Below are 16838 nucleotides of genomic sequence, written 5' to 3'. Positions count from 1 at the left end.
TGACAAAGGATCAGGGTTCCAGCCCATTTACATAACTCAGAAAATAACATAAACTCAGTAAAAGCTTATCGTTATTCTCATCATGATAAAAACCATAAAGATTTGTGAAATAAGTATTTGTAACTGAGTCAGCTGTATAGGACTGCTCAATCAGGGTAGCCAGTGCAAAGACTGAGGTTGTATCAAAATTTGCCACAACCTGACCATTGAATGTGGCTATACCTTCCTTCATTCTGAAAATCTTTTGATTTTGGATGTCCTGAGCAATTTGCCCCGGGGCAGCATTTAAAGGCAATGTCGGATACACCACATTACGCCATCTGGGAACAGCAACTGAAGGCGCTCTTGTTCTATCTTTAACAAGATTAATAAATGGTTTATTTAAATTCAGTACCAGGTTAGCCGTTCCCTTTCCTTCAAAAACCGGTGGCAGCGAACTTTGAGCATACATATAATCAAAAGCATAAAGCGGCAAACCATTCATTTTAATAATTAAAATTTTAGTAGCATTACCTGGCTCCTGCAAAAATTCCAGTGTAGCCTGCAAATCTCCGCTATCAAAACTTTTAATATAAATTCTGCTCTGCGGGGTGCCTGTAGTCAGATTATTTGTATTCACATAATCATTTAATCCTTGTGAACCATCCTTTGCCCCACTAATCAGTTCAGCAAATTCTGCATAACATTCCGGAGTATTTGTAGCAATATTCACAATTACAGCTGCCTTATTAAGTGCTGGTAATGCCGGTTTTGTTTGTCTGTCAGCTACTGCTGCCACTAAATAAAAAAGAGCTGTTGCAGAACGGACGTCTGGCATAGCCTCAATTACATAATTACTCTGAGGAATACCTTCCAAAGGTTTATTCCCGATCCCATAAACAGGCATCAGATTTATAGATTCTTCTCCTGTACAGGCCGCTATGATCTGCCTGTACGGGGTTACTTTTGCAGGGGCAGCAGCCTCAAACCAGCCGTATTGCGTTTCTCCCATTGCCGGTGGCGGAATATAATAACCCTGATTGACAAATGCTGCAGTATCTAAAGCAACAATAGTTTCCAAAATAATATAGTCCGCTGAATCTTTCCGCTGGATAGCATTCTGCATAGTCCATTGAAAAGGCTGCAGTTTCAGAAAAAACTCTACATTACAACGTGTAGCAAGATTAGCCACATTATCATCAAAACCACCTGTAACCCCGAAAGAGATAAGTGCAGGAGCACTGGCTGGAAAATCTGCCAGGGTAATAAACTCAAATCTTACATTATTAAATGTCAGTGGCTGAGGATCCGCAGCAGAAAACCCCGGGATCAGTAATTGTAATTTAGCAGCTGTAGCCCCATCAGAATTATCATAAATAATTTGTGCGGTTTTTCCCTGCGTATTGTAGCCCAAAGCTATCAGCCGGTATAATATTCCTATCGTAGTTGCCTGATGCCCCAAACCACTTGAAGCATTCACATATACCCTGATTAAATCCTGTGTTTGCAGAAACTGTGAGATTTTTAATTTACGGTCCCCAAGGCTCTTCGTGAAAATATCACCCGCCTCGAGCATCAATTCCTGGATTTGTTCAATTAATGGCATCTTATGAGTTGACTTAAGTTAACATTGATTAGCTTTTTTCGGCATAATTGGCATACCATCCCAGGCTTTGCGGAGCTCCGCTTACATCCGGATTGCCAAACAGGTAAAAATTGATATTCCCGCCGGCAGGAAATGAAAGTCCCAATAGTTTCAGCACAATATTATTGATCTGCATCATATAAGAAGGCGTTTTCCCCATCGCAGATATATTCTGGAGCATAATCACGCCAATTCCTATATTGATAACGCCCTGTAAACTAAATGCAGGGGCCTGCGGATTTACTCCCGAAAGTTTGATCATTGCAGCGGCCCCCTGCTGACCGGGACTCCAGCAGGTCATAAAGATGGAATTAAACCCGGCAGAACTCGCTAAAGCACCCATCGAACCCATATTAAGGGTAAAAGTCAGTCCATACCAGCGGCCCGAAACAGCGGCCTGCGCAGCCAATCCTTCTACCAGTACACTCATATATCCCTGTGAAGATGGCGAATTGCTGGCATCACCATAAGACATACCGGTAAGCTGCAAAGGAAAGTGCGCATAAAGACTGTCTGTTCTTGCAACACTCTGTCCTGTATCAAAACTCAGCTGACCAATGTCAAAACTGAAGGTCTGAATAGTCGGCGTATTCAGCGGGAAAGACAAGTCTACACACATGGACGAATAATAAGCTCCGTAACCACTGGAAAGGGTATTATTCTCACTTCCAAAAGACAAAAGATCAAATCCTGAAAGGCTTTTTAAATTCAGATATCCCCAGAAAGAAAAGGTTGAATCAACTTCATCAGTACTGTCAGCCTGCTGGGGAACGATCGTGTTAAAGGAAGCCTTCACAATTTCTATCGTATTAAAAACCGCACTTTCCATGACCAGAATAATATCATCCATGGTATTAAAAGTATAGGCGGCTATACCATTCTGATCTTCGTAAGTGCCCGTCAGGATAATCAGATTCTGCCGGTTAATACTATTTATTTTTTCATCAAAGAGCTTGTTGACCGTAAATGCGAGGTAACTGTTAAAATTCGTAATCTGCGTATTTTCAAACAGTACCTTAAGTGTAATTACTGTAAAAGTATAATCTACAGCAGTATTAATCGGGGCGCGTTTTTTATAGGCTTCAATTGAATAACCCAATTGCTGATAGACAGTATCTTCGTAATCAATCAATGCAAATAAAGAGCTTGGATTCTGCATTTTTAATTCCCCATCCTTCTGATCTATATAACTGGAATCTACGCCAAAATGGTGGGCAGCAAATTTAGACATATCAATACCAGCTAACAATCCCTGCAGATCAGCTGGAAAATTCTGTACATCAATATCTACATTCAGCGCGAGTATCCCCTTCCATGACGGATCGGTAGCTACTTTATGAAATTTATAATAATCAGTATCATTGTTGATGGCATATTTGTCTATTCCGCTTTGCAGATATTGCTGCAGCCATAGTGAAACATTCGAAAGGCCATCTGCTGAGGTATCTGTAAAAGAAGAAGGGTCTGACCAGTTTTGTATATTTTTAGAAAGATCAATCAATGCACCATCACAGTATTTAAACAGCAAAACATTTTTATATTGCCCCGTTGGGTTTGCAGCTGGTATATTGATATGAAAAGGCCATCCCTCAATAGTCATTTCACTATTGAATGTTCCTAATACCCCATCTTTATTTGCTGAGACCACTAGAAAAAGCTGATTGCTCTGAAAAACCGACTGGAGTTTTGCAGAAAGGGCATCAAATGACAGCACTGAATTCAGTCCTTGCAAATCATCATTCACTGCCATCTTCAAGGTATCCCAAACACTCGTATCCTGATCAACTTCTATATAAAACCCCTGATTACTGGTCGTTTTGATTATATTTTCATTGGCTTCACTGTGCAATAGCCTTTGGTTTGTACGTCTCTTTGCGGTCAGCATTTCGGCCTCTGCCTTCTGGCTTTCTGCAATTTCAGATTTACGCGAAGGATTAAGGATTTGCTGTTCAAACTGCATGGGATCAAAATCTGCTGGTGCCGTTAAAGACTGACCATAGGCAGCAATCGGAAAATAAGAGACTTCATTTCCGGTAGAAAGTGTACCCGCATTTAGAATTTGATAGCCTAATAGCACATCACTATTAAAAACATCCTGTTTTTGGGCAAATAATGAAGAGCCTTGTGGCTGGGCATGGTAAATAATTGGCTGATTAGTTTGTAAACCTGCCGCAAAACCTGCCCATGAGGTAATATAGGTATTCACTAAGCCTGTTTTGCCCGTATTGCTCCCAACGACATTATCTGTTGGCACGATCGGAAATTGTGTGGCCTGTGCAGCCTGTCCCGGAATAAAACTGATCAGATCTCCGGTTGTTTTTGAAGTTTGCGGGGTAAAGCTGATACTTTCAGTTCCAGCCAATCCGCATAAAAAACGCAATTGGTTTTTACCATCAAGGTAAGGCACATAAGCTTCTGCTATCCCAATCCGATAATTTCCTTCAGGCAATAAGTACCATCTCGAATTAGGATCTGAAGGACAACGGGGACTAAAAATCATCAGCGTACTTCCTGTTACGGGATAGGTGTCGGGCAGATATGCCGCATCCCACGAAACTACAGGGATTAAGTTCAGCGGATAACCATAATCAGTCATAAATGAAGCAGCCATGACTGTAGCTGTTGTTAATTTAGTATTGCTGTTCCAGCTTTGTCCGGTTGGCGCAAAATAAGTGTAATTACCTGCACTATTCAGCATATCCGGAGGATATAAGCTGCATTGATAAATATCAAAATCATTCTGATTTCCAGGGATCAGCAGGGAAGCATTGATTTCTGAAATTTGTCCGCTTACCGAATCAGGAAAGAAATATTTTAAGGCAAAGTTGAAATTCCCGGTATTATAATCAGTCGCCGTACTTAAATAAGCTTGAAAACGCATACATCCTTTCCCTATTCCTGTCATCGGAACCAGTAAGTCTGACCTGACCTGCGAATTACTTTGTACGGTATTGGTTTGTAATTTGATAAAAGAATAATTGGGATCTATCTGGAAATCGAACCTGTTATTGACCGGATCAATGACCAGGTTAGTACTGTTACTGATATATAAGGAGGCATAATTATATCCAAAATTAAAATTCAGCGGCTTCAGTACCTGAAATTGCAGCCCGCCGGAGAAAGACAAAACAAGCTGCAATGTATTGGCTGTATTAAACGGCCCCTGGGGATTAGTCATCCAGACTATCGCGCTATATTGATAGGTTACTTTTAGTGGTATCAGATACGACCAGCAATTGGTCACAAATGTATTGATATCACCTGTCGGGGCTGTTGTGGCAAATAAATAATAACCCTGATATTTTACAGTCTGACTGATGGTTATTGTATTTTCCGGACAGGAAACACCCTGATCAAGTAAAAAAGCAAACCAGGTGCCATCTGCTGCTGCAGCTGTATAAAGAGCAGTATTTCCTGATGAAATATTGCTGATCGTAAGTTCATCCATTATTACTATTATTTTATAGTATTACTTAAAAACCAACCGGTTAAATCACCTTTGAACAGATAAGAAGTATTGTTTGAACTTACCGTATAGGTAAAGTTTCCGTATAAAGTAGAAACTGAATGCGGGTCTGTATTTATTAAATTCAGATGTAAACGGCCTGCCGATTTCCCCAGACCCAATTCTACGTCAAAATCACAATCAGGGCTGGTTGCATTCAGGTTACGCATGTAAACAAATTGTGTGACCAGGTATAGCGAGCATAACACATTGGTTCCTGTTGAATCAACTGTATAGCTGACCATTAAATCTCCAAAATACCGTTCCCCGGTTTTGCCTTTCTCTAATATTTGCTGCTGTCCGGCAACAGAGGATACAGCTGTCTGCTTTTTCTGAGGTTGATACTGCGCATCAGCCTTTAGCGTAAAACAAGAAAATACCGCAAATAAAAAAAGGAAAGATTTTATATAATTCCATGAAGGCAAAAGGTCTGCTTTCATGAAATTATATAGTTGAGAGCGTAATTTTGAATTAGTTTGACCAGGAAGCAATCTGTTTCTGAAAGTCAGTATCATTCTTACCGTTTTGATCAGTTGCATCTCCCTCTACAGTTACCTGACCAGGATCAAAGCCAAAAGCTGCAGAAAAAGTTGCTTTCTTAATCTTCAGGGTTTGCGTGCCAGCCTTAAATTCTACATTTTCAGCAGTTGGCTGAACAGGAGATAATGTAATCTGACCCAGCTGACCAGCGGCTGTGGTAAAAGCAATCTGAGCTACCTGCATTCCATTGCTTAAAGAAACCACTGTAGTAGCAGTAATGCTATTTACCAGGGGCGAAGATTGTGTGTAAGGATACGTTGTTGCCATGAGGTTGAGTTTGTTTAATTTATAGAACTAAACAAATATGGTTGAAAGCCACATTTTTTAACAGGGTATTTTCACCCTATTTACTACGTAATTATACGTGATCTCTGGTATAATTACTCCCGCTTAATTTTTGGTACGCTAACATAAAATATTAATTTAGCGCCAAAAAAAACATGCCGATTACCAAAGCTGCAATTACAGATGTACCCGAATTAAACCGCTTAGTTAACATTGCTTACCGTGGTGAAGAATCAAAAAAAGGATGGACAACTGAAGCCGATCTGTTAGGTGGTATCAGAATTAATGAAGAAACACTGCTTACCTATTTCGGTAACGATGCTATCAGTATATTAAAATATACAAATGATCATGGACAAATCCTGGGATCTGTTTACCTGGAAGTCAAAGGGCCAGTATTATATCTTGGAATGTTTAGTGTATCGCCTGCACTTCAGGGTGGTGGAATTGGAAGGGCTTTACTTGCGGAGGCCGAAGTAATGGCAAAGGCCTCAAATTGCCATAAGATCACTATGACAGTCATCAGCAGTCGTCAGGAACTGATTGAATGGTATGAACGCAGAGGTTACACCTTTACAGGAGAAACACAGCCCTTTGAAGGGGACGGACTTTTTGGGGATATCAAACAACCCATAGAATTTATTGTAATGGAAAAGGCTGTCTGAATCAGACAGCCTTTTCCATTACAATATTTATTTGCTGGTTTAATAGCGCACATCAAAGCTGCCGTTTGCATGGTTTGCAGTAAAAGTATATTTATACTTTTCACCTTTAGGGTTTTCAACCCGAACTTCATCAGTTATTGTTCCACTGATATCTTTCTCATAAATTGTTTTTGAATTCGATTTTACAGCAAGATGTAAAGTGCCTTTTGTCAGCGTTGCCGAATATTTGAAAACAAAGGCCTCATTTTTTGTAAGTTTAACTTTGAAGTCCTGTTTGCCATTAAAGTCTTCGAAGGTGGCATTACAGTAACCAGGCGCATCATTGCTTTTCCAGTGTTTTGTCACATTAGGCCATTGAAAAAAGAGCGTGGTAAAAATAAGAAGGAGTTTATAGCTCATGATCACAGTTTTAATTTGATTAATATATTTACCTGTTATGGAATAACCATGCCAGCGGCAAACAGACCAATAAAACACTGATTAACAACTCATTAAAAATAAACCCATGTTCACTTACGAACAATACCTGTACATAAGCGAACATTCTTAACGCTCTGTTTTTAATTTATTGATCTTATAATTCAGACTGTAAAGATAACTGACCACTAGTGGTCAATTTATATTGTTCTGGCGATAAGCCCATATATTTTTTGAACAAACGGGAAAAATAATAAGGATCTTCATAACCAAGGTCCATAGCAACTTCTTTGATTTTAGCTTTATTAGTATATAAAAGCTGACAGGCTTTCTGCATTTTCAAGTGAATAAAATAATCAATCGGCGGCATCCCCGTTGCTTTCCGGAATAAACTGGAAAAATGAGAACAGGATAATTTATGGAGGTTTGCCATATCCTCTACCACTAGTTTCTTATCAATATTATTCTTCATATCCATAATCGTACTGTTAATAATATCCAGGTTGACATTATTTTCAGACCTTGCATTTTTATCCGGAAAAAGAAAAGATGCTATAAAATGATAAAGGCGAAAATTAGCATTGCATAAATTTTCAATACTATAACCCATTTCCAGACACTGATAAATATTCTTCCATATCTCTATTGCCTTATTGTTAAAAGCGATCGGTACTGGTCCTTTGGAGAAATCAATATTTAAGGAGGTGTTGAAATTATCAATAATACTTCCCGTATAATGTACCCAGTATATCGTCCAGGGATCATCAGTATCAGCCCAGTATTTAATAAACTTATCTGTTGCAGGTATAACAAAAAACTGATTGGGTGTAACCTCAAATTTCTGATCATCAATGATATAATATCCTTTACCGGTCAGACAATAAATAAAAATATTATCGTCACAGCCTTTTCTCCATTCCCTGTAATGAGAAAAAGCCTTAGGAAAATAACCAATATGGGCAATGTAAATATGAAATAAAGCAGGGTGCTTCTTTAAATAGTCTTTTAATATTCTTGGCGGGATATGGATTATTTTTTGCCCGTCAAAGCCGTCTCGTCTTTTGGAGATAGTACTGTTATTCATAAGGTTTATAATTTGGTTTAGATAATTGAATCTACCGTAATATTAAATAGAATTATCCATTAAAATAACAGAATAGCCTATTATAAAATTAATTGCCACTATCTACATTTGATTATACTAAGATTAACTATTTATAGCTTTAAATTCAGCTATAAGTAATTTATAACCAAATTATATGCAGTTACTGAACGATAAAGTTGTCTTTTTGACCGGAGGCACGGAAGGTATAGGTTTTGAATGTGCTAAAGTTTATCACCAGGCCGGCGCCACCTTAAGTATCCTTACCAATGATAAAGAAAGTCTGAAAAAAGCCAGGAATGAGTTCACAGATGATCGTATTCACTATATTTTAGCAGATGTATCTTCTTCACAGGAGATTAAAAATGCAATCACAGAAACGGTCAGTAAATTCGGAAAAATAGATATTATACATAACAATGCAGGGATCTCCAATCCCTCAAAAACGATTTGTGAAACCTCTGATGAAGAATGGCAGCGGCTTTTTGATATTAATGTTAAAGGTATTTATCATACCACTAAATATGGTATTGCTGAACTCAAAAAAAACAAAGGGAATATCTTAAACACCAGTAGTATCGTTGGTGAAATCGGACAGCCAATTCATGCCGGATATTCAGCTACGAAAGGGGCCATTAATGCGCTGACAAAATCTATGGCCCTTGATTATGCCCCATTTGGGATACGCGTAAACTCAGTAGCCCCTGCAGGTGTCTGGACACCTATGCTCAGAACCTGGAGTAAACAGCAACCGGACACCGAAAAAATCAAAGAATATCTGGATGCCATACATCCGCTGGGCTATTGCCCGGAAGGCGGTGTGATCGCAGATGCTTGTTTATTTCTGATTTCTGAACAAGCAAGGTTCATTACGGGCTGTATACTTCCGGTTTCAGGTGGAGCCGAGCTTGGTTACAGAAAAATCATGAACACTCATCCCTAAATTTTATGATCAAAAGAATTGAAGTTTCAGATGCACGTTACAAATTAGGCGGCCATGCCGGAAGTGATGCCATTCATCAGGACCCGGTCTATTCTTATGCGGTAACCCAGCTAGTTGATGATACCGGAATTACCGGATTTGGCCTGGCCTTCACTTTAGGCGAAGGTAATGACCTGGTTTGCAAAGCTGCACATTATTATGCCAGACAATTGCAGGGAAAAGATATCGAAGAAATCATGGCCAGTTTCGGGACAACTTTCAGAAAGCTTTCAGATGATCAGCAATTCCGCTGGCTCGGGCCGCATAAAGGGGTTGTGCATTTGGCACTGGCATCTGTGACTAATGCCTGTTATGACCTGTGGGCAAAAAAAAGAGGTGTTCCGTTATGGAAATTACTGATAGACCTTTCCCCTCAGGAACTCATCAATACACTCGATTTTTCTTACCTTGAAGATGAATTAACTCAGGAACAGGCCATGCAGATGCTTTTAGAACAGCAGCAAAGCAAACCTGCGCGGCATGCGATACTCGATACCGGATACCCGGGATATGACACTTCCATTGGCTGGTTTAATTATTCGGATGAGCTGGTCAGGGAAAACTGTCAACGGGCTGTAGCAGCAGGATTTAAGGCGATGAAACTTAAGGTAGGTTCACCAGATTTTGAAAGGGATATCCGCAGGGCCCATATCGTAAGAGAAGTGGCCGGAGACTCCGTCAAAGTCATGCTCGATGCCAATCAGCAATGGAACCTGCCCCAGGCTATTCAGATCTGCGGACATCTGAAAGAAATGAACCCCTACTGGATTGAAGAACCTACCCATCCGGATGATATTCTTGCCCATCAGACAATAGCGCAGGCCATCAGCCCGATCAAACTCGCACTCGGAGAACATGTCCCAAATAAAGTAGTTTTTAAGAACTATCTGCAAACAGGTGCAGCCTCTTTTATCCAGGCAGATGCAGTACGTGTAGGTGGTGTAAGTGAATTTATTACCGTAAGTTTATTGTGCAGGAAATTTGGGATACCAGTAGTTCCTCATGTTGGTGATATGGGGCAATTGCATCAGCATTTAGTTCTGTTCAACCATATTTCTGTGGGTCATGAAGCTTTATTCCTGGAACATATCCCGCATTTGAAACCGCATTTTTTACATCCGGCAAAGATTGTCAACGGCTCTTATATCACCCCACAGGAACCTGGAGCCAGTTGCGAATTGATAAGCCTGATCAATTAAATATTTAACATTAAGAATGATCCACCCAGTAGATACCACGATCAGTATGCTATATATTATATTCATTTTTGCCATAGGTTTATGGGCAGGAATAAAATATCAGCATAAAACCGGTCAGCAAAATGAGGCCAGCGAATATTTTCTGGCAGGAAAAACATTAAAATGGCCAATGATAGGGCTGGCACTATTTGCGACAAATATCTCTTGTGTCCATTTAGTCAGCCTGGCACAAAGTGGTTTTGACAGTGGTCTGCTGAATGGGAATTTTGAATGGATGGCGGCCTTTACATTAATTCTGCTTTCGCTGTTTTTTGTCCCATTTTATATTAAATCAGGTGTAACAACCCTGCCGGATTTTTTGGAAAAACGTTATGACCGTGCCAGCCGTGACTGGCTGGCTATTGTTTCTGTGGTCTCTGCTATAGTTATCCATATTTCTTTCTCCTTACTTGCCGGCGGCATAGTTTTACAAACCCTTTTTGGGGTAAACCTGTACACCAGTGTAATTATCATCGCTTTAATTACTGCTGTTTATACCATAGTGGGTGGTCTGAGGGCAGTTGTAGTCACCGAGTCTATCCAGACTGTAGTCTTATTGAGCGGAGCTATAATTATGACTATTGCCTGTTACCATAAGATAGGCGGCTGGCATGCTATGGTTGATGTTTTGCAACAACAGCACCAGCTGGAAAAATTATCAATGATGAGACCACATGGAGATAGCAGCGGTCTACCATGGTATGCAGTCTTTTTAGGTTATCCAATATTAGGGATCTGGTACTGGTGTGCCGATCAAACCATTGTACAAAGGGTATTAGGTGCTAAAGATGAAAATCATGCCAGGATAGGGCCAATATTCTGTGGCTTTATAAAAATTCTGCCTGTATTTATTTTTGTAATGCCTGGTTTATTCGCCTATGCACTTACCCAGACAGGACAACTTGATATCAGCGCATTAAAAACTTTTGAGGGTGGCAAAGAAGTTGTCAACAGCAAAGGAATTTATACACTGATGATTTTGCAGCTTATCCCCAAAGGACTGGCAGGTATCCTGGTAGCAGCACTCCTTTCCGGATTGATGAGTCAGATATCCGGCGCACTCAATTCGATCTCTACCATGGCCAGTTATGACATTTATCAGAGATACAGGCCTGATGTAAGCGATAAAAAACTGGTAAAGGCAGGAAAAATTGCAGCAGGTTTATCGTTAATTTTCTCCCTGTTGTTATTGCCATTATTAAATAGTTATGAAAGTATATTTAATGGTCTTAATGATATTATTGCACATATTGCCCCGCCTATTACCTGTGTATTTTTATTAGGTATTTTCTGGGGAAAGGCGTCAGCAAAATCTGCCAGGCTTACCCTTTACATCGGCTCTGCAACAGGTGTAATTATCTTCATTATCAGCAAAGTATATCCTGACAATTTTATTGGCCAGATCCCTTTTATGATGATGGCTTTTTACCTGTTTTGTTTCTGCCTGTTTTTACAAGTCACTTTTTCTTATGTTTTCCCTGTACAGCATACTGCTGAAAGTGCATTGTTATACTGGAAATCTCCATGGGAATCTTTATCCGAAAAAGGATGGAGCGGCCTGGGAAACTATAAACTGCTTTCCTTTTTACTGCTGATCGTGATGTGTGCCTTGTTCTGGGTTTTTAGATAATCCAGCTCCAAAACCTTTCCTATCATAGAATAGTCCATTTACTTTATGGCTTAGTCCATTTTCATGTAAAGGATTGTCCTATACTTTTACCCCAACCAAAAATATAATGTATGAAAGAGTTTACTTATAAGTCCATCAGGACTTGTGCTTTTTTTCAAATTGCTTTAAAAATTGAAGGCCTCAGACAGTTTAAGCTATCCGGGGCTAAAAAGGCAGCAATTTTAGTCTTACTTCTCCTTCATTTTTTCACCTTAAAATCTTTTGCTCAGGAAATTACGATACAGGGAAAAATAACTGATGCTGCAGGGCCCTTACCTGGCACAGCTGTAAGGGTACAGGGAACCACCCAGGTAATAAGTACAGATGCCCGGGGTAAATATCAGGTTAAAGCAACTGGCAATGCTGTTTTAATAATCACTTCTATTGGTTATCAAAGTCAGACTGTCCCTGTAAATAACAGAAATACCATTGATATCATTTTAGCATCAGAAGCAAAATCGTTAAATGAGGTTATTGTAGTAGGTTATGGAACCCAGAAAAAGGTTAACCTGACCGGGTCGGTTGCTACTGTCAGTGGTGATGACCTGATCAAAAGACCAGTGGTTAATCCTGCAGCAATGCTGCAGGGAACTATGCCCGGTGTCCAGGTAGTTCAAAGCAGAGGTGAGCCCGGTAATGAAGGGGTATCTATACGAATCAGGGGAAATGGGACCTTTAGTGGCGCCGGATCTGATCCATTGGTATTAATTGACGGGGTTCCCGGAAATCTCAGTGATATTAATCCAAATAATATTGATAACATATCAGTTCTTAAAGATGCTGCATCGGCTGCCATGTATGGTTCAAGAGCTGCAAATGGTGTAGTGCTGGTCACTACCAAACAAGGTCAGTCCGGAAAATTAGCGATCCAATATGATGCAAATGTGGGGATTTATAAACCGACAAAACTATTTAACCTGATCACTAATTCTGCACAATATATGGACCTGTATAATGAGGCAAGGATCAACTCAGGTTTAACTGATCCATCCCTGCTTTATCCACAAGATCAGATAGATTTGTACAGGAACAGTACCGACCGTGTACATTATCCAAATACAGACTGGCTTAGTCTTATTTTCAGAACCGCTCCTACCCAAAATCATAACCTGACCTTTAATGGCGGCAATGAGAAAACCAGCTATAATGTTTCTCTGGGTTATATCAACCAAAATGGGATTATGAGGGGTTTTAATTATAAAAAATACAATGCCCGTATCAATCTGACTTCAAAGATTAATGAACATATTAAATTCGGGACCAATCTTTTATTGAAGTCAGGAACACTGGAATCTACCCCATTCGGATCAGGAGATATGTTTTTGTCCGCCATGTCCCAGGCCCCTACTTATGGTCCTTATTTAACCGATGGCAGCGGCCGCTTAACTTATAAAGCCTACGATTTTGAATACAACAATAAGAACCCATTCGGAGTATTAAATAATAACATCAGTCATAATACAAATGACTATACGCTAAATGCCCAGGCATGGGTCGAGGTCCAGTTTAACAAAGATTTCTCCTGGTATACTAAAGGCGCAGTAAATGCTACTTTTGATAAGTATAAAGATTTCCGTACCCAGGTACCAGAATATAATTTCCGTACCAATCAATTGGCTACTTCACTCGATCTGGGCAGCGGATTAACGGTTCAGGATCAGCAGACCATTTATACAAATTTATACAGTTACCTGAATTACAATCATAATTTCAGCGGCCATAGCATTAAAGCACAGGCAGGTTACAGCATCGAGCAAAACCATTACCAGTATCTTTCAGGTTATCGTAAAGAATTTCCAAATCCGGATTTAAGAGAATTAAATGCAGGAAGCCCGTCTATCCAGTCTACCAATGGAACAGGTAATCAATGGGGATTAATGTCTTATTTCGGACGTCTGAATTATAATTATAAAGAACGTTATTTAGTAGAAGGAAATGTGCGTTATGATGGCAGTTCAAAATTCAATACCGGCAACAGATGGGGAGTCTTCCCTTCTTTCTCGGCAGGATGGAGAGTCACAGAAGAACCCTTTTTTAAAGCACTGGGACTAAGTTGGGTGGATAACCTGAAGATCAGAGGTTCATGGGGTAAACTCGGTAATCAAAACATAGTTGTCAATGGTTATGGAATTAATTATCCTTACCAGGCCCTGCTGCAGCTTACCGGAAATTATTCATTTGATAACTCGTCACTAACCACCGGGGTTGCACAAACGGATTTGAACAACCCTTTAATCCGATGGGAAACCACCACGATGACTGATGCCGGATTAGACCTGACTATTTTCAAAAATTTTAACCTGACTGCAGACTGGTATAAAAAAAGAACCACTGATATTTTAAGACAATCGCAGGTTACGGCAATTGTAGGTTTGGGGGCTCCGGTCATCAACGATGGTATAGTTGAAAACACAGGGATTGAGCTCGGTCTTTCTTATAACAATACCATTAAAAGTGGTTTATTTACCGGTTTAAACTACAGTGCGGGTGTTAATCTGGATCACAACAGCAATAAGCTGGTTAAATTCGGACAGCGCGAAATCGGCGGTTCGTCAATTAACCAAAACGGGCAACCCTGGAATTCCTTTTATATGCTCCAGGTAGAAGGGATTTTTCAATCCGCAGCAGAAGTTCAGAATTCACCAAAACAGTATAATGATAATACCGTGGCTGGTGACCTGAAATATAAAGATGTCAATGGGGACGGAAAAATCAACGATGATGACCGTACCATTATACCAGGTGTATTTCCGAAATTAAACTACTCTTTTAACTTATCAGCCAGCTGGAAAGGATTTGATATCTCAGCGATGCTGCAAGGTGTTTATGGGGTTAAATATTTTGTGACCGGATGGGGAACTATCCCATTTGTACAGGGCGCCCCTCCTACTACAGACTGGCTTGACCGGTGGACTCCGGAGAACCCTTCGGCTACGATGCCCAGAATCTACTGGGGAGGTAATGCACCGCAGAAAATTACCCGTGCATCCACTTTCTTTTTACAGGATGGTTCTTATTTAAGACTTAAAAATCTGGTTGTCGGCTATACCATTCCAGCAAAAATGGTGAAGACTATCGGCCTGGAAAGATTAAGAATTTATTTTTCAGGAGACAATTTATTTACCAGCACTAAATTCAAAGGACTTGATCCTGAGCGTGGTGGAAGCGGTGATCTGGTACAATACCCGCAAAATAAGATTTATTCTTTTGGACTGAATGTTACTTTTTAAGCGGTCTGATATGAATCCAACACCAAAAGGTCCATCTAAAACAATCAATAAATAGAGCGATGAAAACGAAAATTTTACTAGCCACCATATTTACCGCAGTAATTTGTCTGAGTTCCTGCAAAAAAGCATTGGATTTAAATCCTTTAGATCAAATCTCAACGGCAACTTTCTGGAAATCAAAAGAAGATTTCAACAAAGGCCTTGCAGCGGTTTACGCTTCTATGCAGAAAGAAGATTTTACAGTAGGCATTGGGTTCAGAGATTGCCTGACGGATAATGGATATTGCCAGTTTAACTCTGGTAGTTCCAATGACATCGCTTCAGGAAACTTAAACCCGTCTACTGGTGGCTTTGAAACCAGTATATACAATAATAGCTATTCCGGAATAGCAAGGGTCAATATCTTTCTGCAGCAGCTTAGTGCTTATACAGGAGCAGATATTACAGCCGGTGACCGGAAACAGTTTGAAGCAGAAGTAAGGTTTATCAGAGGTTTTTATTACTATCAATTGTATACAATCTATGGTGATGTCCCGCTTGTATTGGAGCCATTAACTTTGCAAACGCAAAATCAGCCCAAAGTAAGCTCAGATAAAATCCTGACACAAATCACTACTGACCTCGACTTTAGTATTGCTAACCTGAAAACAGATCCTTACTTCCAAAATTACGGGCATGCCGTTTCTTCTTCAGCCAAAGCACTAAAAGCACGTGTATTAATGTTCGCTGCTTATGGAAATAATGGAACACCTGATCTGACAATCATGCAGCAAGTCACAGATCTTTGCAAACAATTGATGTCACAATACAGGTTAAGCAGGAATTTTGAAGATATCTTCAGAGATGCAACACAAAAAGGGAATCCGGAAATTATATTCACGGTAAACTTTCTGGCACCAAACAATACAGCAGCCTGGGATTTATATTATGGGGATTGGGATGCAGCCGCACCATTAACTAATCTGGTGAATACTTATGAATGTACGGATGGTCTGCCTTACGGGATTTCTCCCCTCACCAATACCGCAGCCCCGTTCACCAACCGTGACCCGAGACTGGCTAAAACAGTCTACAAAGATTTTGTAGACTTTGGGAATGGAAAGATACATCATCCATCAAATCCAAGACCTACTGGTTATGGTGTGATCAAGTTTTTAGAGCCCAATAATATTCCTTACGGTTTCTCGACACTGAGCCAGCAGGATGCAGTAATCTTACGTTTTGGTGAAGTTCTTTTAATGTATGCAGAAGCACAGAATGAATTGGCAGGGCCGGATGGAACAGTTTATCAGGCCATGACAGATTTGCGCGCCAGGGTAAATATGCCGCCATTCCCTGATGGCTTATCAAAAGAACAGATGAGAGAAAGAATCCGTCATGAAAGAAGAGTGGAACTTGCATTTGAAGGTCTGCGTCACTATGATTTGATTAGATGGCATATCGCAGGGCCAGTTTTAAATAATGTTAAGGATGGGCTGTTCGCTTATCGTTTTGAAGATAAATTTTACAAATGGCCACTGCCACAAACAGAAATTGATAAAAGTGGTGGTATATTAGTTCAGAACCCAAATTATTAAGCAA

The 16838-nt window shown here is 40.0% G+C and carries 12 protein-coding genes; 6 read left to right on the top strand and 6 right to left on the bottom strand.

The genetic code is table 11. The annotated features are described in order from the left end of the window. Nucleotides 1-10: 10 nt before the first annotated feature. From HDE68_RS05215 to HDE68_RS05200, 4 genes are read right to left on the bottom strand one after another with little or no spacing between them, the layout of a single operon-like run. Nucleotides 11-1585, bottom strand: a complete 1575-nt coding sequence (locus HDE68_RS05215; RefSeq protein WP_183879583.1) for a hypothetical protein — start codon at nucleotides 1583-1585, stop codon at nucleotides 11-13. A 28-nt stretch (nucleotides 1586-1613) separates the two neighbouring features. Then, complete coding sequence (locus HDE68_RS05210; protein WP_183879580.1) at nucleotides 1614-5072, bottom strand: hypothetical protein; 3459 nt, start codon at nucleotides 5070-5072, stop codon at nucleotides 1614-1616. Nucleotides 5073-5080: 8 nt separating this feature from the next. Next, complete coding sequence (locus HDE68_RS05205; protein ID WP_183879578.1) at nucleotides 5081-5569, bottom strand: hypothetical protein; 489 nt, start codon at nucleotides 5567-5569, stop codon at nucleotides 5081-5083. 31 nt (nucleotides 5570-5600) lie between these two features. Next, complete coding sequence (locus HDE68_RS05200) at nucleotides 5601-5936, bottom strand: hypothetical protein (protein WP_183879576.1); 336 nt, start codon at nucleotides 5934-5936, stop codon at nucleotides 5601-5603. 173 nt (nucleotides 5937-6109) lie between these two features. On the opposite strand from HDE68_RS05200, the gene HDE68_RS05195 reads away from it, so the two are divergent. Next, complete coding sequence (locus HDE68_RS05195; protein WP_183879574.1) at nucleotides 6110-6619, top strand: GNAT family N-acetyltransferase; 510 nt, start codon at nucleotides 6110-6112, stop codon at nucleotides 6617-6619. A 39-nt stretch (nucleotides 6620-6658) separates the two neighbouring features. On the opposite strand, the gene HDE68_RS05190 is transcribed toward HDE68_RS05195, so the two are convergent. Together HDE68_RS05190 and HDE68_RS05185 are read right to left on the bottom strand one after the other, a co-directional pair. Continuing rightward, nucleotides 6659-7018, bottom strand: a complete 360-nt coding sequence (locus HDE68_RS05190) for a hypothetical protein (protein WP_183879572.1) — start codon at nucleotides 7016-7018, stop codon at nucleotides 6659-6661. Nucleotides 7019-7193: 175 nt separating this feature from the next. Continuing rightward, a complete protein-coding gene (locus HDE68_RS05185; protein ID WP_183879570.1) occupies nucleotides 7194-8120 on the bottom strand; it encodes an AraC family transcriptional regulator in 927 nt (308 codons plus the stop codon). A 175-nt stretch (nucleotides 8121-8295) separates the two neighbouring features. Here HDE68_RS05185 and HDE68_RS05180 point away from each other — a divergent pair, with 175 nt between their 5' ends. The 5 genes from HDE68_RS05180 (at nucleotide 8296) to HDE68_RS05160 (ending at nucleotide 16834) form a co-directional block, all read left to right on the top strand. Continuing rightward, nucleotides 8296-9081 (top strand): SDR family NAD(P)-dependent oxidoreductase, encoded by a 786-nt coding sequence (locus HDE68_RS05180; protein WP_183879568.1) that lies wholly within the window; start codon nucleotides 8296-8298, stop codon nucleotides 9079-9081. A gap of 5 nt (nucleotides 9082-9086) precedes the next feature. Continuing rightward, on the top strand, nucleotides 9087-10319 hold the full coding sequence (locus HDE68_RS05175) for an enolase C-terminal domain-like protein (protein ID WP_183879566.1): 1233 nt from the start codon (nucleotides 9087-9089) through the stop codon (nucleotides 10317-10319). A 16-nt stretch (nucleotides 10320-10335) separates the two neighbouring features. Then, the gene (locus tag HDE68_RS05170) at nucleotides 10336-11988 is read left to right on the top strand and encodes a sodium:solute symporter (RefSeq protein WP_183879564.1); all 1653 of its coding nucleotides are present in this window, start codon (nucleotides 10336-10338) and stop codon (nucleotides 11986-11988) included. A gap of 110 nt (nucleotides 11989-12098) precedes the next feature. Then, nucleotides 12099-15257, top strand: coding sequence for a SusC/RagA family TonB-linked outer membrane protein (locus HDE68_RS05165; protein WP_183879561.1), 3159 nt, complete (start codon nucleotides 12099-12101; stop codon nucleotides 15255-15257). A 59-nt stretch (nucleotides 15258-15316) separates the two neighbouring features. Further along, nucleotides 15317-16834: a RagB/SusD family nutrient uptake outer membrane protein gene (locus HDE68_RS05160; RefSeq protein WP_183879559.1), complete on the top strand. Its 1518-nt coding sequence runs from the start codon at nucleotides 15317-15319 to the stop codon at nucleotides 16832-16834. Nucleotides 16835-16838 lie beyond the last annotated feature (4 nt).

The organism is Pedobacter cryoconitis, assembly GCF_014200605.1.
Lineage (GTDB): Bacteria > Bacteroidota > Bacteroidia > Sphingobacteriales > Sphingobacteriaceae > Pedobacter > Pedobacter cryoconitis_B.
This window is presented reverse-complemented; position numbering and strand designations above follow the sequence as displayed.

What these genes read in the sequence shown, in the direction of transcription:
- HDE68_RS05215 (WP_183879583.1), bottom strand. Translation starts at nt 1,585, where the DNA reads ATGCCATTAATTGAACAAATCCAGGAATTGATGCTCGAGGCGGGTGAT.
- HDE68_RS05210 (WP_183879580.1), bottom strand. Translation starts at nt 5,072, where the DNA reads ATGGATGAACTTACGATCAGCAATATTTCATCAGGAAATACTGCTCTT.
- HDE68_RS05205 (WP_183879578.1), bottom strand. Translation starts at nt 5,569, where the DNA reads ATGAAAGCAGACCTTTTGCCTTCATGGAATTATATAAAATCTTTCCTT.
- HDE68_RS05200 (WP_183879576.1), bottom strand. Translation starts at nt 5,936, where the DNA reads ATGGCAACAACGTATCCTTACACACAATCTTCGCCCCTGGTAAATAGC.
- HDE68_RS05195 (WP_183879574.1), top strand. Translation starts at nt 6,110, where the DNA reads ATGCCGATTACCAAAGCTGCAATTACAGATGTACCCGAATTAAACCGC.
- HDE68_RS05190 (WP_183879572.1), bottom strand. Translation starts at nt 7,018, where the DNA reads ATGAGCTATAAACTCCTTCTTATTTTTACCACGCTCTTTTTTCAATGG.
- HDE68_RS05185 (WP_183879570.1), bottom strand. Translation starts at nt 8,120, where the DNA reads ATGAATAACAGTACTATCTCCAAAAGACGAGACGGCTTTGACGGGCAA.
- HDE68_RS05180 (WP_183879568.1), top strand. Translation starts at nt 8,296, where the DNA reads ATGCAGTTACTGAACGATAAAGTTGTCTTTTTGACCGGAGGCACGGAA.
- HDE68_RS05175 (WP_183879566.1), top strand. Translation starts at nt 9,087, where the DNA reads ATGATCAAAAGAATTGAAGTTTCAGATGCACGTTACAAATTAGGCGGC.
- HDE68_RS05170 (WP_183879564.1), top strand. Translation starts at nt 10,336, where the DNA reads ATGATCCACCCAGTAGATACCACGATCAGTATGCTATATATTATATTC.
- HDE68_RS05165 (WP_183879561.1), top strand. Translation starts at nt 12,099, where the DNA reads ATGAAAGAGTTTACTTATAAGTCCATCAGGACTTGTGCTTTTTTTCAA.
- HDE68_RS05160 (WP_183879559.1), top strand. Translation starts at nt 15,317, where the DNA reads ATGAAAACGAAAATTTTACTAGCCACCATATTTACCGCAGTAATTTGT.